General features: G+C 72.4%; 20 protein-coding genes. 9 read left to right on the forward strand and 11 right to left on the reverse strand.

The genetic code is table 11. The features are described 5' to 3' along the window. Nucleotides 1-83 precede the first annotated feature (83 nt). The gene (locus tag Vse01_RS15245) at nucleotides 84-1,589 is read left to right on the forward strand and encodes a cell wall anchor protein (RefSeq protein WP_093401718.1); all 1,506 of its coding nucleotides are present in this window, start codon (nucleotides 84-86) and stop codon (nucleotides 1,587-1,589) included. A 117-nt stretch (nucleotides 1,590-1,706) separates the two neighbouring features. Here Vse01_RS15245 and recG read toward each other — a convergent pair whose 3' ends face one another. Together recG and fakA are read right to left on the reverse strand one after the other, a co-directional pair. Continuing rightward, a complete protein-coding gene (recG, locus tag Vse01_RS15250; RefSeq protein WP_093401719.1) occupies nucleotides 1,707-3,911 on the reverse strand; it encodes an ATP-dependent DNA helicase RecG in 2,205 nt (734 codons plus the stop codon). Further along, a complete protein-coding gene (gene fakA / locus Vse01_RS15255; protein ID WP_093401720.1) occupies nucleotides 3,908-5,509 on the reverse strand; it encodes a DAK2 domain-containing protein in 1,602 nt (533 codons plus the stop codon). The genes recG and fakA overlap by 4 nt, the downstream gene beginning before the upstream one ends. Before the next feature lie 217 nt (nucleotides 5,510-5,726). Between fakA and rpmB the strand changes: the two genes are divergently transcribed. Beyond that, a complete protein-coding gene (rpmB, locus tag Vse01_RS15260; RefSeq protein ID WP_093401721.1) occupies nucleotides 5,727-5,918 on the forward strand; it encodes a 50S ribosomal protein L28 in 192 nt (63 codons plus the stop codon). A 107-nt stretch (nucleotides 5,919-6,025) separates the two neighbouring features. Here the strand turns inward: rpmB and Vse01_RS15265 are convergent, their stop codons facing one another. Continuing rightward, a complete protein-coding gene (locus Vse01_RS15265; protein WP_093401722.1) occupies nucleotides 6,026-6,487 on the reverse strand; it encodes a GNAT family N-acetyltransferase in 462 nt (153 codons plus the stop codon). A gap of 49 nt (nucleotides 6,488-6,536) precedes the next feature. Continuing rightward, nucleotides 6,537-7,475: a thiamine-phosphate kinase gene (locus tag Vse01_RS15270; protein ID WP_093401723.1), complete on the reverse strand. Its 939-nt coding sequence runs from the start codon at nucleotides 7,473-7,475 to the stop codon at nucleotides 6,537-6,539. Nucleotides 7,476-7,619: 144 nt separating this feature from the next. On the opposite strand from Vse01_RS15270, the gene Vse01_RS15275 reads away from it, so the two are divergent. Then, nucleotides 7,620-7,853, forward strand: coding sequence for an Lrp/AsnC ligand binding domain-containing protein (locus tag Vse01_RS15275; protein ID WP_093401724.1), 234 nt, complete (start codon nucleotides 7,620-7,622; stop codon nucleotides 7,851-7,853). Further along, nucleotides 7,854-8,474 carry a DUF3515 family protein gene (locus tag Vse01_RS15280; RefSeq protein ID WP_093401725.1) on the forward strand — a complete coding sequence of 207 codons (621 nt, stop codon included), beginning with the start codon at nucleotides 7,854-7,856 and terminating at the stop codon, nucleotides 8,472-8,474. Nucleotides 8,475-8,502: 28 nt separating this feature from the next. On the opposite strand, the gene Vse01_RS15285 is transcribed toward Vse01_RS15280, so the two are convergent. Further along, complete coding sequence (locus Vse01_RS15285) at nucleotides 8,503-9,609, reverse strand: D-alanine--D-alanine ligase family protein (RefSeq protein ID WP_093401726.1); 1,107 nt, start codon at nucleotides 9,607-9,609, stop codon at nucleotides 8,503-8,505. Nucleotides 9,610-9,758: 149 nt separating this feature from the next. After that, nucleotides 9,759-9,995, reverse strand: coding sequence for a hypothetical protein (locus Vse01_RS15290; RefSeq protein ID WP_093401727.1), 237 nt, complete (start codon nucleotides 9,993-9,995; stop codon nucleotides 9,759-9,761). Nucleotides 9,996-10,270: 275 nt separating this feature from the next. Between Vse01_RS15290 and Vse01_RS15295 the strand changes: the two genes are divergently transcribed. Beyond that, on the forward strand, nucleotides 10,271-11,116 hold the full coding sequence (locus tag Vse01_RS15295) for a helix-turn-helix domain-containing protein (RefSeq protein WP_093401728.1): 846 nt from the start codon (nucleotides 10,271-10,273) through the stop codon (nucleotides 11,114-11,116). A 4-nt stretch (nucleotides 11,117-11,120) separates the two neighbouring features. Continuing rightward, nucleotides 11,121-11,321 (forward strand): DUF397 domain-containing protein, encoded by a 201-nt coding sequence (locus Vse01_RS15300; RefSeq protein ID WP_093401729.1) that lies wholly within the window; start codon nucleotides 11,121-11,123, stop codon nucleotides 11,319-11,321. Between the two features lie 74 nt (nucleotides 11,322-11,395). Here Vse01_RS15300 and Vse01_RS15305 read toward each other — a convergent pair whose 3' ends face one another. The 5 genes from Vse01_RS15305 to Vse01_RS15325 form a co-directional block, all read right to left on the reverse strand. Next, nucleotides 11,396-12,442, reverse strand: a complete 1,047-nt coding sequence (locus Vse01_RS15305; RefSeq protein ID WP_232511032.1) for an ROK family protein — start codon at nucleotides 12,440-12,442, stop codon at nucleotides 11,396-11,398. 37 nt (nucleotides 12,443-12,479) lie between these two features. Further along, nucleotides 12,480-13,301, reverse strand: coding sequence for a putative protein N(5)-glutamine methyltransferase (locus tag Vse01_RS15310; RefSeq protein ID WP_093401730.1), 822 nt, complete (start codon nucleotides 13,299-13,301; stop codon nucleotides 12,480-12,482). Continuing rightward, nucleotides 13,301-14,446 (reverse strand): cystathionine gamma-lyase, encoded by a 1,146-nt coding sequence (locus tag Vse01_RS15315; RefSeq protein ID WP_093402031.1) that lies wholly within the window; start codon nucleotides 14,444-14,446, stop codon nucleotides 13,301-13,303. The genes Vse01_RS15310 and Vse01_RS15315 overlap by 1 nt, the downstream gene beginning before the upstream one ends. 8 nt (nucleotides 14,447-14,454) lie before the next feature. Next, nucleotides 14,455-15,453 carry an NAD(P)H-dependent glycerol-3-phosphate dehydrogenase gene (locus Vse01_RS15320; RefSeq protein ID WP_093401731.1) on the reverse strand — a complete coding sequence of 333 codons (999 nt, stop codon included), beginning with the start codon at nucleotides 15,451-15,453 and terminating at the stop codon, nucleotides 14,455-14,457. 76 nt (nucleotides 15,454-15,529) lie between these two features. Then, entirely contained in the window at nucleotides 15,530-16,267 is a 738-nt protein-coding gene (locus Vse01_RS15325) for a lysophospholipid acyltransferase family protein (protein WP_093401732.1), read from the reverse strand. Nucleotides 16,268-16,396: 129 nt separating this feature from the next. Between Vse01_RS15325 and cofC the strand changes: the two genes are divergently transcribed. Genes cofC through Vse01_RS15340 form a run of 3 tightly spaced genes read left to right on the forward strand, consistent with a single transcriptional unit; the run spans nucleotide 16,397 to nucleotide 19,633 of the window. After that, nucleotides 16,397-17,038, forward strand: a complete 642-nt coding sequence (gene cofC, locus Vse01_RS15330; protein WP_093401733.1) for a 2-phospho-L-lactate guanylyltransferase — start codon at nucleotides 16,397-16,399, stop codon at nucleotides 17,036-17,038. 49 nt (nucleotides 17,039-17,087) lie between these two features. Beyond that, the gene (locus tag Vse01_RS15335; RefSeq protein ID WP_093401734.1) at nucleotides 17,088-17,285 is read left to right on the forward strand and encodes a cold-shock protein; all 198 of its coding nucleotides are present in this window, start codon (nucleotides 17,088-17,090) and stop codon (nucleotides 17,283-17,285) included. A gap of 53 nt (nucleotides 17,286-17,338) precedes the next feature. Next, nucleotides 17,339-19,633 (forward strand): RNA degradosome polyphosphate kinase, encoded by a 2,295-nt coding sequence (locus Vse01_RS15340; RefSeq protein ID WP_093401735.1) that lies wholly within the window; start codon nucleotides 17,339-17,341, stop codon nucleotides 19,631-19,633. Nucleotides 19,634-19,647 lie beyond the last annotated feature (14 nt).

Consider the following 19,647-nt stretch of genomic DNA (forward strand, 5'->3'; position numbering starts at 1 on the left):
ACCCTCTCAGGCGCGGCACGTGCCGCCAGCGCCGTCCGTCCCGCCCGCGCCGACCCAGACGCATCTTCACCCCGGGAGTACGCGTGATCCGACCCAAGCTGTCGCTGCGGCGGCCGCTGGCTGTCCTGGCAGCCGCCCTCATCGGCCTGACCGGAGCAGCGGCGGTGGCCACCCCCGCCAGCGCTCACCACACCACCATCACCGCCACCGCCGTCTGCGACCAGCTCAGTGGTGAGCGGGTGATCACGTGGAAGGTGGAGAACAGCGAACGTAACAAGGACGCCACGATCACGAAGGTCACGGCCAACCCCAACACCGACGTGACCGTGCAGGTGCGCGCCGACGAGAGCCGGCCGCTGCACAGCGTCGTCATTCCCAAGAACTCCTTCGTGGAGGCTGTCCAGCGGGTGCCGGGCGACACCACCCGCGCCACCCTGCGGGTGGATGCGGTCTGGCAGAAGAACAACGCCCGCGCGAGCAACGAGGGCAGCATCAACCTCGACCGCGACGGGGCGTGCACCCCGGCGCCGAAGTGCGTCGACGCCAGCGAGGCTAAGTACAGCCACACCTTCGACGGCCCGAAGGGCACCGCGACCGTCAAGCTGGCGGGTGACCTGCCGCTGTGCGGTGACGAGAAGCAGTACTTCACCCTGGTGTCGTACTTCGCGCCGCGCCCGCAGTTCGCCACCCCGCAGTACGTCTACGGCGAGCCGGACAGCGACTTCCTCGGTGCCGGCCAGACCGAGATCGAGCTGAACGTCGGTGTCCCGGACTGCCACACCCAGGTCGACCTGATCTGGGGCGGGGTCGACGAGGTCATCGACCCGCTGGTCGAGGACGGCCCGCGCTACGGCTCCAAGAAGCTCGGCGAGAAGGGTGCTCCCGGCAACCGCTCCTCGGGCCCGCAGGGCTGGTACAACGGCGGCAGCAAGAACTGCACCACCCCGGCGTCCACCTTCTCCTCCGCCTGCGACGGCAGCGTCACCGTCTCGCTGAGCAACGACGGTTCGATCTCCAAGTACCCGGTCGAGTTCGAGGTCCGGGCCGAGAACGGCTGGTCCAAGACCGTCACCGTCGCGCCGGGCGAGGCCGACAACGAGACCGTGGTGCCCGCCGAGAACGCCGGCAAGATCGAGGTGCTGGTCGACGGCAAGGTCATCGAGAACGGCACCTACTCCTGGGAGCGTCCCGAGGACTGCCCGCTGCCGACGGTGACCACCGACGCGGACTGCGAGACCTTCGGGCTGACCGCGTCGAACCCGGAGGGTGGCATGCCGGTCAAGGTCGAGTTCACCTACGGCGACAAGACCGAGACCCGTACCGTCGCGCCGGGTTCGTCGGAGAAGGTCACCTTCCCGGCCGGTGACGAGGAGGCGGCGCTGGTCGTCCTGCCGGAGCTGGGCCTGGAGCTTGAGGTCGTCTACGCCCCCGAGGGCTGCGGCGGCGGTGGCGGCGGCGACGAGGAGCCGGGCCTGCCGGTGACCGGCGCTGCGGCCGGCGGCATCGCCGCAGGCGCGATCGCCCTGCTGGCGCTGGGCGCGGTCCTGTTCGTGATGGCACGGCGGCGGCGGATCCACTTCACCGCCTGAGCCGAGCTGAGCGTGCCCGCCCCGGTCACCCCGTTCCACGGGTGACCGGGGCGGTTCGCTGTCCCGGGCAGGTTCGCGGCGGTCGGCGCGCGGGGATCGGCGGGGCCAGCGGCTCGGTCAGCCCTTTTCGAGGTACTCGGCGCGGTCGGCGTCGACAAGCGCGGCCACCGAGGCGGCGAGCGCCGGATGCCGGGTCAGCTCCGGATCCTCCTCGACCAACGCGATGGCCTCCGCCCGCGCGTCCCGGATCAGGTCCGCGTCGCGCAGCAACGACAGCAGGCGCAGGTGCGAACGACGGCCGGACTGGGTGGCACCCAGGACGTCCCCCTCCCGCCGCTGTTCCAGGTCCAGCTCGGCGAGCTTGAAACCGTCCGTGGTGGAGGCGACCGCGTCCAGCCGCTCCCGTGCCCCGCTGCCCTCGGCCGCCTCGCTCACCAGCAGACAGAGCCCGGGCGCGCTGCCCCGGCCCACCCGGCCACGCAACTGGTGCAGTTGCGAGACGCCGAACCGGTCCGCGTCCAGCACCACCATCATCGTCGCGTTGGGTACGTCCACCCCCACCTCGACCACCGTGGTGGCCACCAGCACGTCCAGCTCACCGGCGGCGAAGGACCGCATCACCGCGTCCTTCTCGTCGGCCGGCAGCCGGCCGTGCAGGACCCCGATCCGCAGACCGTGCAACGGCCCGTCGGCCAGCAACGGCGCGACCTCGGTCACCGCCAGCGGTGGCCGCCGTTCCGAGTCGTCGACCGTCGGCGGCTCCTCCTCGGCCCCGGACGTCGAATCTCCGATCCGGGGGCAGACCACGTACGCCTGGTGACCGGCGGCCACCTCCTCACGCAGCCGACGCCAGGCACGGTCGAGAAAGGCCGGCTTCTCCGCGGCCGGTACGACGTGCGAGGCGATAGGTGAACGACCGCGCGGAAGTTGGGACAGCGTGGAGATCTCCAGGTCGCCGTAGACCGTCATGGCCACCGTACGAGGGATCGGGGTGGCGGTCATCACCAGTACGTGCGGCGGCTGATCCGCCTTGGCCCGCAACGCGTCCCGCTGCTCGACGCCGAACCGGTGCTGCTCGTCGACCACGACCAGACCGAGATCGGCGAAGTCGACCCCCTCGTAGAGCAGGGCGTGGGTGCCGAGCACGATGCCGGCCGCGCCGCTGGCGACCTCGGCCAGCGCCCGACGCCGGGCCGCCGCGCCCAGCGAGCCGGTGACCAGTTCCACCCGGGTGGCGTGCTCGGCGGCACCCAGCTCGCCGGCCTGGGCGAGCGGGCCGAGCAGGTCGAGCATGCCCCGGTGATGCTGGGCGGCGAGCACCTCGGTCGGGGCCAGCAGCGCGGCCTGCCCGCCCGCGTCGACCACCTGGAGCATCGCCCGCAGCGCCACCACTGTCTTGCCGGAGCCGACCTCGCCCTGCAACAGGCGGTGCATCGGATGACCGGTGGCGAGGTCGGCGGCGATCTCCACGCCGACGTCACGTTGGCCGGCGGTCAGCTCGTACGGCAGCCGGGCGTCGAACGCGTCGAGCAGACCGCCCGACCGCCCGGGCCGGGGACGCGCGGGGGACGCGGCGGCGTCCCGCTTGCGCCGGACCAGGGTCACCTGCACGGCGAACGCCTCGTCCCACTTCAGCCGCCGACGGGCCCGGTACAGCTCCTCCCGGCTGGACGGCCGATGGATCTCCCGGAGGGCGGTGCCCAGACCGACCAGGTTCCGGCTGGCCCGTACCGTCGCCGGCAACGGATCCTCCGGCGGGGCCACCGTGTCCAGCACCACCCGTACGCAGCGGGCGATCACCCAGGTGGGCACCGCCGCAGCGGCCGGGTAGACCGGAATGAGCGCACCGGCGAACTCCTCGATCTGCTCGCTGGCCGCCGCCTCGGTGTCGGTCTGCTCCCCCAGCAGGACGTACTCCGGCCCGTTGAGCTGCCGCCGGCCGCGGAACTCGGTGACCTTTCCGGCGAACAGTCCCCACCGGCCGGGCCGCAGCTCGCGTTCGCGCCACGCCTGGTTGCCGAAGAAGGTGAGGGTGAGGCTGCCGCCGGAGCCGTCGCCGACGGTCACCTCCAGCAGATTGCCCCGCCGCTGCCGCATCGGGCGTACGGCGGTGCGCTGCACCTGGGCCAGCACGGTGACCTGCTCGCCGACGTCCAACGCGCGGATGTCGGTGTGCTCGCCACGCTCGTCGTAGCGGCGGGGGAAGTGGTAGATGAGATCACCCGCGGTGTGCAGGTCGAGATGGCCGGCCAGCGCCTTGGCGGTCTTCTCCCCGACCAGCTTCTTCAGCGGCGTGTCCAGGTCGGACGGATCGGCGGTCATTCGACACCGACCAGCAGGGGATGGTGTGGTTGCCCGCCCGGATACACCTGCACCTCCACGAACGGCCAGCGCGCCGTGAGGTGCGCGCGCACCGCCTCGACCAGCCCGTCGGGCGCGTCGGCCCCGACGAGCAGGGTGACCAGCTCGCCGCCACCGCCGAGCATCCGGTCGACAAGCGCGACGGAGGTGTCCACCAGGTCGGCGCCGATCAGATTCACCTCGCCCTCGACCAGGGCGAGCACGTCACCGGCGCGGCACGGGCCGGCGACGGTGAGCGCCTCGCGGCCGGCCCGGCACACCTCGGCGTACCGGCAGGCGCCGGCGGCCTCGGCCATCGCGATCACGTCGTCGGCGAAGCGGCGCTGCGGATCGCGCACGGCGAGCGCCGCCAGCGCCTGCACCGGTGACCGGGTCGGCACCACCGCCACCTCCACCCCCAGCCGGTGCGCCTCCTCGGTGACCTGGTTGGCCACCGCCTGCGCGTCCGGGTCGTTGGGCAGCACCACCACCCGGGCCGCGCCGGTGGCGCGTACCGCGTCGAGCAGTTCACCGGTCGAAGGGTTGCCGGGCACCACCACCGCGCCCTCGGCGGCGAGCAGCTCGGCGATCCCGGCGCCGGCGGCCACCACCACGGCGGCCCGCCCGTCGGGCAACCGGGACGGTACGGGCTCCGGATGGTCGACGAAGCGGGTCACCGCGATCTGGTGCGGGCGGCCGGCCACCACACCCGCCTCGATCGCCGCGCCGACGTCGTTGACGTGCACGTGGACCTGCCAGGTGCCCTGGTCGCCGACGACCACCAGGGAATCGCCGATGGTGAGCAGGGTCTCCCGCATCCGCTCCACCGCGGCGGGCTCGGCGTCGAGCAGGAACTGCACCTCGTAGGCGTACTCGGCCGAGCCGGTCTCCCGGGCGACGGTGACCGGCGGGCGCACCAGCGGAGGACTGGGCGCCGGCCGCACCGGGTTCTCCCCCGTGACCACCTCGACGAGGGCGTCGAGCAGCAGGCACAGCCCCTGCCCACCGGCGTCGACCACCCCAGCCCGGTCCAGCGCCGGCAACTGCTCGGGGGTGCGGGCCAGCGCGCCGGCCGCGGCGTTTGCCGCGGCCCGGGCCACCACGCGCAGCTCGTCGCTGCCAGCCTGCTCGGCCGCGTCGGCGGCGGCCGAGACGACGGAGAGCAGAGTGCCCTCGACCGGGCGGGACACCGCCGTGTACGCCGCGTCGGTGGCCTCCCGCAGAGCTGCGGCCAGCTCCCGGCCCCGCACCTGCGGGACGGCGGCCAGAGTGTCGGCGAGACCCCGCAGGATCTGCGACAGGATCACCCCGGAGTTGCCCCGCGCGCCGAGCAGGGCACCCCGGGCCATCAGGCGCAACGCGTGCCCGTGGGCGGTCGACATGCCGTCGGCGTGGGTGTCGAGATCCATCGCCAGCGCCTGCTGCGCGGAGGTGAGGGTGAGCACCAGGTTGGTGCCGGTGTCACCGTCGGGCACCGGGTAGACGTTCAGCTCGTCGATCTCACCCTGGTGCCGCTTGAGCGCGGCGAGGCCGCTGGCGCACCAGCGGCGCACGGCGGCGGCGTCGAGGGTGTCCAGCACGGTGGCAGCCTACTGGCGTACGCTGACACTCGCCCGACACCGGGCGGGTCCGGTCCGGATCAGGTTCGCGGGCGCGCTGCCGTCCGCATCGCCTGCTGCGCCGTCGCGGTGGCCGAGCCCGGTTGGGCAGGCGACTTCCGCATCGGGTACCCTGGCCAGGTTGCCCGGGCTGCGCCTGGTGCCGACCTCATGAACGTTTCAATCCCAGGAGTATCCCGTGGCTAGCGTGTGTGACGTCTGTGGCAAGGGGCCGGGCTTCGGCCACAACGTGTCCCACTCGCACCGGCGGACCAACCGCCGCTGGAACCCGAACATCCAGTCGGTGCGCACCCCGGCCGGTGGCGGCACGACCAAGAAGCTGAAGGTCTGCACGTCCTGCATCAAGGCCGGCAAGGTCGCCCGCGCCTGACGCGGTAGCACCCGGACATCACGACTGTCAAAACCGGCGGGCCCCAGCGGGCACGCCGGTTTTGACGTGTCCGCAGGCCGGTGTCGGGTGCGCGGCGAGCGGGATACTCAGAGCGTGCGACCGAACGACAGGCAGCCGGGCTCGTCGGCGTAAAAGCCGAAGTTGGGGATCCGCTCGTAGCCGGCCGCCTTGTACAACGCGATCGCCTCGGGCTGCCGGTCACCGCACTCCAGGATGATCCGTCGGCGCCCGTGCTCACGGGCCGAGCGTTCGATGGCCGCCAGCACAGTGCGGGCCACGCCCCGCCCCCGGGCCTCCGGCGCGGTGTACATCCGCTTCACCTCGGCGGTCTCCTCGCCGTGGCTGCGCCAGCCGCCGCAGCCCACCGGCTGTCCGTCGATCCGGGCGACCAGGAACGCCCCGGCCGGCGGCACGAACTCGCGCGCGTCGACCGGGGTCTCGTCGCCGCTGCCGCCGTACCGGGCGCTCAGGTCAGCCAGGGTCGCGGTGATCAACCGCTGGGCCTCCGGCGAGTCGAACGGCACCGTGTGGATCTCGATTTCGTGCACCCGTGCAGGGTACGACGCGGCTGGCAGCGCCCTGCGGGGTGGCCTGCGGTCAGCGAAAATGGTCCCATCCGGCCGGCCCGTCGAACGGTCGGCCGTCCACCGTCACACCGGAGCCCACGGCTACCCGGCCGATCGCCCGCCAGCCCGGGGGCAGGGCCGTCGCCGGGGGAAAGGTAGCGGCGAGCGCATGGTCGTCGCCACCGGCCAACAGCCAGGCGTACGGGTCGACGCCGAGCGCCTGCGCGGCGTCACGCATCTGCGGCGGCACCTCGAAGGCGTCCCGGGCGATGTCGATGGCCACCCCGCTGGCCTTCGCCATGTGCCTGAGGTCGGCGAGCAGCCCGTCCGAGACGTCGATCATGGCGGTGGCGCCGAGCCGGGCGGCCTGCGGCCCGGCCGGGTAGGGCACCTCCGGTCGCCGGTACGCCTCGACCAGCAGCCGGGGCGTCCGGAAGCCACGGGAGAGCACGGTGAACCCGGCCGCCGCGTACCCGGTGCGACCGGCCAGGGCGAGCAGGTCACCGGGTCGGGCACCGGCCCGGGTCACCGGGGACCGACCGCCCAGGTTGCCGAGCGCGGTGACCGCGATGGTAAGCGTGGGGCTGGCCGACATGTCCCCGCCCACCACACTGGCCCCGACACCGGCCGCCTCGGCACCGAGCCCGTCGGCAAGTTGCTCCAGCCAGCCGGTGTCGACGTCCTCCGGTACGCAGAGCGCCACCAGCAGGGCGGTCGGCTCCGCGCCCATGGCCGCCACGTCGGCGAGGTTCGCCGCCGCCGCCCGGCGGCCGATGTCGTGCGGACCGGCCCAGTCCCGGCGGAAGTGCCGCCCCTCGACCAGCACGTCGGTGGTGGCGACCACCCGGGCGTCCGGCGCGGCGACCACTGCGGCGTCGTCACCGGGGCCGAGCAGCACCGTCGGGCCGTACGACAGCCGGGCCGTGACCCGGTCGATCAGCCCGAACTCGCCGACACCCGCGACACTCACGACGACACCGCCCTGAACCTGATGGTTCGCTCGCTGCGCTCGCTCACTGCTTCTCCTTGGCCACCGATCGGGGTCTGCCCTGGTCCGTAAGGTACTTTCTCCCTTCGGGCCGCCTGGCAGGCGGCGACGGAGGGAGGTCGAGTCGTGGTACAGGCGTACATCCTCATCCAGACAGAGGTCGGCCGGGCACGTGACGTGGCCGGTCTCATCGCTGATCTCGCCGGCGTGGTCCGCGTCGACGCGGTCACCGGGCCGTACGACGTGGTCGTGCTCACCCAGGCGAACACCGTCGACGAGCTCGGAAAACTGATTGTCAGCAAGGTGCAGATGGTGCCTGGCATCACCCGCACCCTCACGTGTTCGGTGGTGCGCCTGTAAGTGGACGAGCACGCTGAATCCCCCGTCGCCCAGGCTGACCGCCCGGGCGCTGAGGCACCCGACCGCACCAACCGCAGCGCGGCGCTGATCGCCACGGCGGTGGCGGTGCCGGTGGCCCTGCTGGTGGGTGCGCTCGCGCTGGGCAACCTCTCGCCGGAGGAACCGGCCGCCGCGCCGCAGCCGTCGGCGACCACGCCCGCTCCGGTCTCCACGGCGCCGGTCGAGATGGCCGCCCCTCAGCTTGGCGAGCGCCCGACCGTCGTCTGCCGCGCCCTGCTGTCCCAGCTGCCCGACTCGATCCGCGACCTGCCGCAGCGCCCGGTGAGCGCCGGGCCGGAGCAGAATGCCGCGTACGGCGACCCGGCGCTCACCGTGGCCTGCGGTGGCGATGAGCCGGAGGTGAAGCCCGACGACCACCTCTACCTGGTCAACTCGGTCTGCTGGTACGCGGTGGAGGGGCCCGACGTGACGGAGCTGACCACCGTCGACCGGGAGACCGCGGTGACCCTGCGGGTGCCGCACTTCTACGGCGAGGCGTTGCAGTGGGCCTCCCCGGTCTCCGCCACAATCGTCGAGTCGATCCGGTCGTCCGGCACGGCACCGTCCGGCTGCACCTCCTGACGCAGCGGATCAGAGCCGGGGCGGAGGCTCAGTGCTGCCCCGGCCCCCTGGTCAACGCGGTGCGGATGAGCCGGTCGACAAGCTTCGGGTACTCCAGGCCGGCCGCCGCCCACATCCGGGGGAACATCGACGTCGGCGTGAAGCCGGGCATCGTGTTGATCTCGTTGAGGTAGACGTCGAGGTCGGGCGTGACGAAGAAGTCGACGCGGGCCAGGCCGGCGCAGTCGAGCGCGGTGAAGGCGCGTACGGCGTAGTCGCGCACCTGCCGGGTGACCCGCTCCGGCAGGTCGGCCGGGATGTCGTACTCGCAGGCGGACTCCGCGTCGATGTACTTGGCCTCGAAGTCGTAGAAGTCGTAGTCGCCGACCACCCGGACCTCGGCCAGCACGGACGCCTCCGGCGCGCCGCCGGCCTCGCCCTCCAGCACGCCGCACTCGATCTCCCGGCCGACGATGGCGCCCTCGACCAGGACCTTGCTGTCGATCTCCCGGGCGGTGGCGAGGGCCGTGTCCAGGTCGGCCCAGTCGTTGACCTTGGTGATGCCGAAGGACGAGCCGGCCCGGGAGGGCTTGACGAAGACCGGCAGGCCCAGCCGCTGCTTGTCCGCCTCGCTAAGCGTGGTTCCGCTGCGCAGCACCGCGTACGGGCCGACCGGAATGCCCTCGGCGGCGCAGAGCTTCTTGGTGAACTCCTTGTCCATCGCGGCGGCCGAGGCGAAGACCTTCGCCCCGACGTACGGGATGCCGGCCATCTCCAGCATGCCCTGGATGGTGCCGTCCTCACCGTAGGCGCCGTGCAGCACGGGGAAGACCACGTCCACGTCGGCGAGCGCCCGGGGCCCTTCGGTCGGGTCGAGCACGAGCAGCCCGCCGCCGGTGGGGTCGGTGCGCAGCACGATGTCCGTGCCGGACTCCGCGGTGATCTCCGGCAGCCGACGGGCGCTGATCGCCAACTGACCGGGGTCGCCGTTGGTGAGCACCCACTGGCCAGCCCGGGTGATACCGACCGGCACCACCTCGAACTCGTCCGGATCCAGCGCGCCGAGCACGCTGCCGGCGCTGACGCACGAGATGCCGTGTTCCGGGCTGCGGCCGCCGAAGACGATCGCCACGCGGGTCTTGCCTGGGGTGGTCACTGTGATCACCTTTCCGGGACGCACTGCTGGCGCTCTCCCGGATGACCTTACTGTGCGTGGCGGATGGGGGTAGCCGATACCCTGCGGGAACGCGAAACGGCCGCAAACGGTCAACAAGCCATATACGGAACGTGATCGGGCGATCGAGGTCAGCCGGCCAGCTCACGCTCGCCGTACGCGTGCCGGCGTCCGATGGCGAGCACCTTGACCCGCTGCCGGCCGGCCCGCACCATGCCGAGCGCCATGAAGGCGCCGGCGATCCGATCGGCGGCCTCGCGACTGTTCGCGCCGACCACCTGGCGGCGACGCTCCGGGGCCAGCCGCTCGTTACGACCATCCACCTCGTACGGACGGACGTCGGTCAGCACCACCAGGAAACGTGTCATCGCCGGCCGTCCCGGCGCTCGCCGAAAACCCGCTGACCAGTCTGCACGTCGATTCCCTTCCGGTAGCCGACCTCCTGGCGTGGCACGCGGCGGTCGGGTACGGGGGAAAACCCGACCGCCGCGCGCCTCATCCCCTCCGGTCGCTCACCACCACCGTCGCCACGACAACCGGCGGTGAGGACGCGCTAACAGATTGACAGCTCCATGGGCATGAATGCAACTCTCACTGGCGTTCTCTCATGTACAGCTTCCCAAATACGTGCGACCATCTATACATGGCTCCGAAGACCGCACGTGCCCGTCGATTGGGCATCGCCCTGCGCCACCATCGGGAGGCCGCCGGCCTCACCCTGGAGACCGCGGCCGACGAGATCAACAGCACCCGCAGCACGCTCTCCCGCTACGAGAACGCGCAGACCCTGGTCAACCCAGCCACCGTGCGCGCGCTGCTCACCCTCTACGGAGTCGGCGCGGACGAGGTCGCGGCCGCCGTCCAGCTCGCCAAGGACGCGCGCAAGCCCGGCTGGTGGGTGTCCTATTCGTACCTGCTCGACCGGCGCACCATCGACTTCATCGCGCTGGAGGCCGAGGCCGTCGCCATCGCGAATTTCGAGCCGTCGGTGGTGCCCGGGCTGTTGCAGACCGCCGACTACATCCGCGGCGTGATGCGGGGCGGGCCACACACCCTCAGCGACAACGACGTCGAGGAGCGGGTGCGCATGCGGCTGGACCGGCAACAGCGGATCTTCGAGGAGGACCCGCCGATCTTCGACGCGATTCTCGACGAGGCCGCGCTGCTTCGTCCGGTGGGTGACGACTCCGCGCAACAGGGTCAGCTGAGCCACCTGCTCAAGATGAGCGAGCTACCGAACATCACCGTCCAGGTGATCCCGCTGGTCGCCGGCTACCACCGGGGCACCCGGGGCTCCCTGCACATCCTCGAATTCGCCGACCCGGAGGACCCGATCATCGCCTCCGTGGAGACGGTCGCCGGGCAGATGATCCTCGACCGTCCCGGCGACCTGCGTACCTGCACCAAGATCATGGAGCACCTGCGCACCGTCGCGCTCAGCCCGACGGACAGCCGCGAGGCAATCTTCAAACTCCTGAAGGGACGGTAATGCGATGACACCGACGACCAACGCCGCGGCGGCCGTGACGGGCTGGCGCAAGAGCAGCCACAGCGGTGACGAGGGCGCCTGCGTCGAGATGGCGGTCGTCCCCGGCACTGTCGCCGTACGCGACTCCAAGGACCCGCACGGCCCGCTGCTGATCTTCCGGCCGTCGGCGTGGACCGCCTTCGCCCAGGCTCCGCCGACCCGCTGAGCCACGGAGGGACCGCACCCCAGAGCCGCTGACCGGGCCGGTAAGGGCACCGCCGGCCCGGTCAGCCCCTCCGCCTAGTCGCCGACCAGCGGTGGCGGCGACGGCAGCGCACGGACCGCCTCCAGCGCCGCCAGCGCCACGCCCCGCGCGCCAGCCATGTCACGGTCCGGCACCAGCGCGAAGGTGGCCAGGGCGGCCTGCTCCGCCCGGAGCAGGGTGTGCTCGCGCACGGCGGCCAGGAACCAGTCGCGGAACGCCGCGTCCGTCTCCACCACCCCACCACCGACGAAGTACGCGTGCGGATCGGTGAAGTTCGACGCGATGGTGAACAGCGCGGCGAGCGCCCTCGCCTGCTGGGCGAAGACTTCCCGGGCCAGTTCGTCGCCCCGCTCGCCGTAGCCGCGTACCAGCTTCGCCGCGCGCTCCGGTGACTCGCCGATCAGCGGATGCCCCGGAAAGCGGGTCAACCAGTACGGCAACAGGTTGTGCTCGATCGCGGTCAACGACACGACGCTCTCGACGTCACCGGCGAAGCCGCAGGCGCAGATCGGCACCGGTTGGCCCGGCGCCAACACGGTATTCATCGGAATATGCACATGCCCCAACTCGCCGGCCATTCCCGCCGCGCCGGAGATCACCCGGCCGTGCTCGACCAGGCCGCCACCGAGTCCGGTGCCGACGATCGCCGACACTGACGAGCGCCGCATCGCGTCGGCCCCGAAGTGGACGTGATGGGCGTAGAGCGCAGCGGCGTTGCCGTCGTTGTGGTAGACCACCGGTAGCCCGAGCCGACGTTCGAGGGCGCCCCGCACGTCATAGCCGCGCCAGGCCGGCTGGGAGAAGTTCGTGGAGCCCTTCGACGAGATGACGCCGCTGGCACTGGCCGGACCGGGCGTGTCCAGACCGACCGCACCGACCTGTTCGCGGGGCACCCCGGTGAGGGCCAGCACGCCGTCGAAGGCGTCCGCCATCGCCGCCACCGCCGCCTCCGGGCCCTCCTGCACCCGGCTCGGCGTCTCCACCAGGCGGTCGACCAGGAATCGTCCGTCGAGCGTGAGCACGGTGGCGTTGTTGGTCGTGCCACCGTTGTCGATCCCGACGACCACCGTTGCGCTGTCCACCCGAGTTCCGCCTCCCGCCGTCACACCTGACGTGAGGCTAGTTCTCGTACCGCCCGCCCGCCACGTCGTCCGGGTATCGACCCAGCATCGCGATGGCGTCGGAGGCTTCGTCGCGTACCACCGACGGTGCCAGTCCGACCTCGGTCAGCACCGCCCGGAACCGGTCGACCTGCCCCTGGCCGACCTCCACCACCAGGTGCCCGCCGGGCGCGAGCCAGTCCGGCGCGGCAGCGGCCAGCCGGCGCAGCACGGCCAGCCCGTCGGGCCCACCGTCGAGCGCCGCGGCGGATTCGTACCGGCGCGCCTCCGGGGGCAGCAGCGCCATCGCCGCCGTCGGCACGTACGGGGCGTTGGCCACCACCAGGTCGAGGCGACCGCGCCAGGCCACCGGTAATGGATCGAAGAGGTCACCGACGAAGACCGGCGCACCCACGGCGGCCAGGTTCCGCCGCGCGCAGGCCACCGCCGCCGGATCCACGTCGACCGCAGCCAGCAGCCGGGGCGCGGCGAGCCGACGCGCCAGCACCCGGCTGATCGCACCGGAGCCACAACACAGCTCCACCACGCTCGCGGCCGGTCCGGTCACCCGGGCCGCCGCCGAGACCAGCAGGGCGGTACGCGCCCGGGGCACGAAGACGCCCGGGTCGACGTCGATCCGCTCACCGCAGAACTCCGCCCAGCCCAACAGGTACTCCAGCGGCTCACCGGCGACCCGCCGGTCGACCAGCCCCGCCAGCCTCTGCGGGCCGCCGCCCGCCGCCACCAGCAGGCGAGCCTCCTCCTCGGCCCACACGCAACCGGCCTGCCGCAACCGGGCGACCAGGGCTTCGTACGCGGCCGGGGAGACCGGTGCGCCCATCAGGCGGCCGCCTCCAGCGCGGCCGTGACATCGGCGACCAGGTCGGCGGTGTCCTCCACCCCGCAGGAGAGCCGGACGAAACCGGGCGCGGTGTCGTCGCCCCACTGTGCCCGCCGGTCCGCCGTGGTGTGCAGACCGCCAAAGGATGTCGCTGCGGCGACCAGCCGGGCCGCGCAGAGGAAGCGGGCGACCCGGTCGGCGCTGCCGAGATCGAAGGAGAGCACGCCCGGCATCCGGCGCAGTTGCCGCGTCGCCACCGGATACGCCGGGTCCTCCGGCAGGCCCGGCCAGCGCAGGCCGGAGACGTCGGCGCGGTCGGCCAGCAGCCGGGCCAGCGCCGCCGCGTTCGCCGTCTGCCGGGCCAGGCGCAGATCGAGGGTGGCCAACGAACGGTGGGCCAGCCAGGCGTCGAACGCGCCGGGCACCGAACCGGTCGCGGTACGCCAGGCGGTGACCGTCGACAGCAGCTCCGCCGACCGGGTGGCCACGTAGCCGAGCAACAGATCGGAGTGCCCGGTCAACGCCTTGGTGCCGGAGGCCACGACCACGTCGGCGCCGAGGTCCAGCGGTCGCTGCCCGAGCGGGGTGGCGGTGGTGTTGTCCACGGCCAGCAGGGCACCGGCGGCGTGCGCCCGCCCGGCCAGCGCCGGCAGGTCCACGACGTCGAGCCCCGGGTTGGCCGGCGTCTCCACCAGCACCAGCCGTACCCCGTCGAGGTCCGGGTACGGCCCGGCGGTCGGTGCGAACAGCACCCGTACGCCGTTGCCGGCGAGGGTGTCGGTGGCGAACGCGCGCACCGGGAAGTACCCGTCGGCGGGCAGCACCACCACGTCGCCGGCCCGCAGCACCGCCAGCAGCAGCCCGGTTATCGCCGCCTGCCCGCTGGCGAAGACCCGGCAGTCGCCGCCCTCAAGCTCACCGACCGCGGCCTCCAGCAGCCGCCGGGTCGGATTGTCCGGACGCCCGTACCCGTTCGGCGACGCCGCCGGCCCCTGCCAGGGGTCGAGATGGTACGGCGCGGCGAACACCGGCCCGGGCAGGAACGGCGCGCCGGGGGTGGGCTCGGGCAGGCCGGCGTGCACGCATCGGGTGCCGTCCCCCGTCGGCGGGTGGTCGTGCGACTGCGGGGCGTCACGCTCGCTCATGGTGCTGCTCACTCCGGCTTCGTGGTACGACTCATCAGGGCCTGGACCGCCAGTCGCGGGTCCACCCCCTCGTGGCAGACCAGCTCGACCTGCTCGGTGATCGGCATCTCCACCCCGTGCGCGCGGGCCAGATCCCGGATCGCCAGCGCGCTCTTGACCCCCTCGGCGGTCTGCCGGGTGGCCACCCGCGCCTCCTCCAGGCTGGCACCCCGACCGAGGTGCTCGCCGAAGGTGCGGTTGCGGGCCGACGGCGACGAGCAGGAGGCCACCAGATCACCCATCCCGGCGAGACCCGCGAAGGTGAGCGGATCCGCGCCGAGGGCCACCCCGAGCCGGGCGGTCTCGGCCAGCCCACGGGTGACGAGCATCGCCCGGGTGTTGTGCCCGAAGCCCATCGCGGTGGCGATGCCGTACGCCAGCGCGATCACGTTCTTGACCGCCCCGCCCAGCTCACAGCCGATCACGTCGTCGTTGGTGTACGGGCGGAAGTAGGGCGTGGTGATCGACCGCTGCACCAGGGTGGCCCGGTCGGAATCGGTGCAGGCGACCACGGTGGCAGCGGGTTGCTCCGCGGCGATCTCCGGTGCCAGGTTGGGGCCGGAGACCACCACCACCCGATCGGCCGCCACCTCGGCGGTCTCGACGATCACCTCGCTCATCCGCTTGGTGGTGCCGAGTTCGATGCCCTTCATCAGCGACACCAGGGTGGCCTCGGGGTGCAGGTGCTCCACCCACTCGGCGAGGTTGCCGCGCAGGGTCTGCGACGGCACCGCGAGCACCACCATCTCGGCGCCCTTGATCGCCTCGACGGGGTCGCCGGTTCCGGTGACCCGCTCCGGCAACACCACCCCGGGCAGGTACTCCGGATTACGCCGCTCCGCGCGGATCACGTCGGCGATCGACTGTCGCCGCGCCCAGAGCGTCACCTCCCGGCCGGCGTCGGCGAGGATCTTCGCGAACGCCGTACCCCACGATCCCGCCCCCAGCACCGCCACCTGCCCACTCACGCCGCCGCCTCCCTACGGTCGGCGCCGCCGTGAGGCACCACCACACAGCATCGATGATTCACTCGCTTACGCTCGCTCATGCCGCCGTCTCCGGGCGCTGGCGGTCGGGCTGCGGGCGGGTGGCGCGCTGCCACAGCGGCGGTGGTGTCCCGCCCCGGATGTCGGCGAGCATGTCCCGCAGGCGCAGCATGATCACGTCGGTCATCTCCTCCAGCACCTGGCGGCTCGGGGCGGCGCCGGCCCAGCGGCTCAGGTCGATCGGTGGCCCGGCGACCACGGTCACCGGGATCCGGGGGCGCAGGTTGATCCGGGCCCGGCGCGGATCGAAGATCCGTTCCGGCCCCCACATCGCCAGCGGCACCACCGGGGCGCCGGTGGCCAGCGCCAGCCGGGCCGCGCCGGTCTTGCCCTTCATCGGCCACAGGTCCGGCTCCCGGCTGGTGGTGCCCTCCGGGTAGATGATCACGGCTCCGCCCTCGTCGAGCGCCTTGACCAGGGCGTCCAGCGACTTCACCGCGTCGACCGAGCCCCGCTCGACCGGAATCTGCTTACACCGGTGCAGGATCCAGCCGATCACCGGCACCTTGAACACGCTCGCCTTGCCGAGGAACTGCGGCCACCGCCCGGCGTCGTAGACGAAGTGCGCGGAGACCAGCGGATCGGCGTGCGAGATGTGGTTCGGCACGATGATCACGGGACCGTCCTGGTCCAGGTGCTCCATGCCCCGCCAGGTACGCCGGGTCCAGACGGTCATCACCGGCTTCACCAGCACCACGGCGAACCATTGCCAGAATCCCAGCCTCCGCCGACCCACCGTGCCTCCTCGTGCCCGCCCCGACCCGCCCACCGGAGAAGCCCGGTGAGGTCCGCAGCCGAAATCATGCCTGCTCGCCCCGGGTACGGCCAGTGAGGGTACCGCCGCCCGGCTGGCAGGATGGCAGGTGTGACACAGCCCTGGACGGTGGTGGTGCCGGTCAAACGCCTGGCAGCCGCGAAGACCCGGCTGCGTGGCGGGCTGCCGGGCGTACCCCATCAGGATCTGGCCCTGGCGCTGGCCGCCGACACGCTGGCCGCGGTGCGGGCCTGCCCGGGGGTGGCCGAGATCGTGGTGGTCACCGACGACGCCCAAGTCGCCGGCACGGCCCGGTCCAGTGGTGCCCGGGTACTGCCGGACGTCGCGGACGCCGGGCTCAACGCCGCGTTCCGGCACGGCGTGGCGGAGGTCGCCGGCTGGGTGGCCGGGCTCACCGCCGATCTGCCCGCCCTGCGGCCGGCCGAGCTGGCGGCGGCGCTGCACGCAGCGCTGACCAGCCCGCCGGGGACACGTCGGTTCGTGGCCGACACGCCGGGCACCGGCACCGTGCTGCTGGCCGCCCCGCCGGGCGTACCCCTGGATCCGCGCTTCGGAGCCGGCTCGGCCGCCGCGCACGCGGCCAGCGGCGCCCGCCCGCTCACCGGCGACTGGCCGAGTCTGCGGCGCGACGTGGACACCGCCGACGACCTGGCCGCCGCGGCGCAGCTCGGGCTGGGTCCGCGCACCGCGGCGCTGACGGCCGGCTGTTTCACCGAATCCTTCTCGACCTGACGGCGCGGGCGTTCACGCACCGCGCCCCACGGTTCGGTACGGTGCTGGCATGCAGGGCACGGTGGCGACCTTCGACGCGGCGACCCGCAGCGGGCTGCTGCTGCTGGACGACGGCACCGAACTGCCCTTCCCGGCCCGGGCATTCGACGCCTCCGGGCTGCGCCTGCTCCGCCTCGGCCAGCGGGTCCGCGTGGAGACCGACGCCGCCGGCGACGTCGTACGCGTGACACTGCCGACGATGTCCTGACAACCCGCCGCAAGTTCATTTTGCGTTAACCGAGTTCGGGTGATTATGGGCGGGTGAGCACCCCTCGCGAACGCCACCCCAGCCCCGACGCCACCGACGACACCACCAGCCGCAACGGAAGTCGCCCCCGGGGGACCGACGGGCGGTTCCGGAGCACCCGCCCGGTCCCCGACGACGCCCCGGCCAACGACCCGGCGGCGGCCTCCGCCGGGCTGGAGGAGGTGCTGGACCCGGTCTCGGAACCGGGCCTGCCGCAGTCCGCCGACGACCCGACGCCGACCCATCCGCTGCCGGAGGACCGGTTCCTCAACCGGGAGCTGTCCTGGCTCGACTTCAACGCCCGGGTGCTCGACCTGGCCGAGGACCAGAACAACCCGCTGCTGGAACGGGCCAAGTTCCTGGCCATCTTCGCCAGCAACCTCGACGAGTTCTACATGGTGCGGGTGGCCGGGCTGAAACGCCGGCTCTCCGCCGGCCTACCGGTGCGGGGCGGCGACGGGCTGCCCCTGCGTACCCAACTGGCGCTGATCTCCGAGAAGGCCGCCGCGCTGGTGGCCCGGCAGGCCGCCTGTTACGTCGACGACCTGGTGCCCAGACTCGCCGCCGAGGACATCCGGGTGCTGCGCTGGTCCGACCTCGGCGATGCCGAGCGGGAACGGCTGCGCACCTACTTCCGGGAGAAGATCTTCCCGGTGCTCACGCCGCTGGCGGTCGACCCGGCCCACCCCTTCCCGTACATCTCGGGCCGGTCGCTCAACCTGGCTGTCGCGGTACGCGATCCGGACGGCGGGCCGGAGCTGTTCGCCCGGGTGAAGGTGCCCAACAACGTGCCCCGATTCGTCCGGGTCGACCGGGACCAGGCCGGGGTCCGGATGCTGCCGGTGGAAGACCTCATCTCGGTGCACCTCGGTCAGCTCTTCTCCGGCATGCAGGTGGTCGAGTGCCACCTGTTCCGGGTCACCCGCAACGCCGAGGTCGAGGTCGACGAGGACCGGGACGAGGACCTGCTCCAGGCGCTGGAGCGGGAACTGGCCCGCCGCCGGTTCGGCCCGCCGGTGCGACTGGAGGTGGCCGCCTCGATCTCCGACCACATGCTGGAACTGCTCGTCCGGGAACTGGACATGGACGCCCAGGACGTGCTGCGGGTCCGGGGCCTGCTGGATCTCTCCGCGCTGTGGCAGCTGTACGGCGAGGCCGACCGGCCCGACCTGAAGGACCCGCCGTTCGTCCCGGCCACCCATCCGCGGCTCGCCGAGGGTGAGGTGCCGCGCAGCGTCTTCGCCACCCTGCGCGACGGCGACGTGCTGGTACATCACCCGTACCACTCCTTCGCGACAAGCGTGCAACGCTTCATCGAGCAGGCCGCCGCCGACCCGAACGTGCTGGCCATCAAGCAGACGCTCTACCGCACCAGCGGCGACTCACCGATCGTGGACGCGCTTGTCGACGCCGCCGCCGCCGGCAAGCAGGTGGTGGTGCTCGTCGAGTTGAAGGCCCGCTTCGACGAGGTGGCGAACATCGGGTGGGCCCGCACCCTGGAACGGGCCGGCTGCCACGTGGTGTACGGCCTGGTCGGTCTGAAGACCCACTGCAAGACCGCCCTGGTGGTACGCCAGGAGGGCAACCAGATCCGCCGTTACTGCCACATCGGCACCGGCAACTACCACCCGAAGACCGCCCGGCTCTACGAGGACTTCGGCATGCTCACCGCCGACCCGGAGATCGGTGCCGACCTGACCGACCTGTTCAACGTGCTCACCGGGTACAGCCGGCAGACCGCGTACCGGCGGCTGCTGGTGGCACCGCAGGGCATTCGCAGCGGCCTGATCGAGCGGATCGAACGGGAGATCAACCACGTCCGGCTGGGCATGCCGGGGCTCGTCCAGTTCAAGGTCAACTCGCTCGTTGACGAGGAGATCACCGACGCGCTGTACCGGGCCTCCCAGGCCGGTGTGCACGTCGACCTGATCATCCGTGGCATGTGCACGTTGCGACCGGGGGTACCCGGGCTGTCGGAGAACATCCGGGTGCGCTCGATCCTCGGCCGCTTCCTGGAACACTCGCGGGTCTTCCGCTTCGGCAACAACGGCGACGCGGAGTTCTGGATCGGCTCCGCCGACCTGATGCACCGCAACCTGGATCGGCGGGTCGAGGCACTGGTCCAGGTCACCGACCCGGTGGCCCGGGCCGAGCTGGACCATGTGCTCGGTGCCGCGATGAGCCCGGACGTGGACGCGTTCGAGCTGGCCGGCGACGGCACCTGGAGCCGCCGGACGGGCCGGCCGGAGGCGCCCCTGAGCCACCTTCAGCACCTGCTGCTGCGTCGCGTCGGCAGCACGGCCGGCTGACCGGATCGGAATAG

This window comes from Micromonospora sediminimaris (assembly GCF_016863575.1).
In the GTDB taxonomy this organism is placed as follows: domain Bacteria; phylum Actinomycetota; class Actinomycetes; order Mycobacteriales; family Micromonosporaceae; genus Micromonospora; species Micromonospora sediminimaris.

Excerpts from the sequence above, each read along its gene's own strand:
- recG (WP_093401719.1), bottom strand. The coding sequence starts at position 3,911 with ATGACCGCCGATCCGTCCGACCTGGACACGCCGCTGAAGAAGCTGGTC.
- Vse01_RS15335 (WP_093401734.1), top strand. The coding sequence starts at position 17,088 with ATGCAGGGCACGGTGGCGACCTTCGACGCGGCGACCCGCAGCGGGCTG.
- Vse01_RS15290 (WP_093401727.1), bottom strand. The coding sequence starts at position 9,995 with ATGACACGTTTCCTGGTGGTGCTGACCGACGTCCGTCCGTACGAGGTG.
- Vse01_RS15315 (WP_093402031.1), bottom strand. The coding sequence starts at position 14,446 with ATGAGCGAGCGTGACGCCCCGCAGTCGCACGACCACCCGCCGACGGGG.
- Vse01_RS15295 (WP_093401728.1), top strand. The coding sequence starts at position 10,271 with ATGGCTCCGAAGACCGCACGTGCCCGTCGATTGGGCATCGCCCTGCGC.
- Vse01_RS15310 (WP_093401730.1), bottom strand. The coding sequence starts at position 13,301 with ATGGGCGCACCGGTCTCCCCGGCCGCGTACGAAGCCCTGGTCGCCCGG.
- Vse01_RS15300 (WP_093401729.1), top strand. The coding sequence starts at position 11,121 with ATGACACCGACGACCAACGCCGCGGCGGCCGTGACGGGCTGGCGCAAG.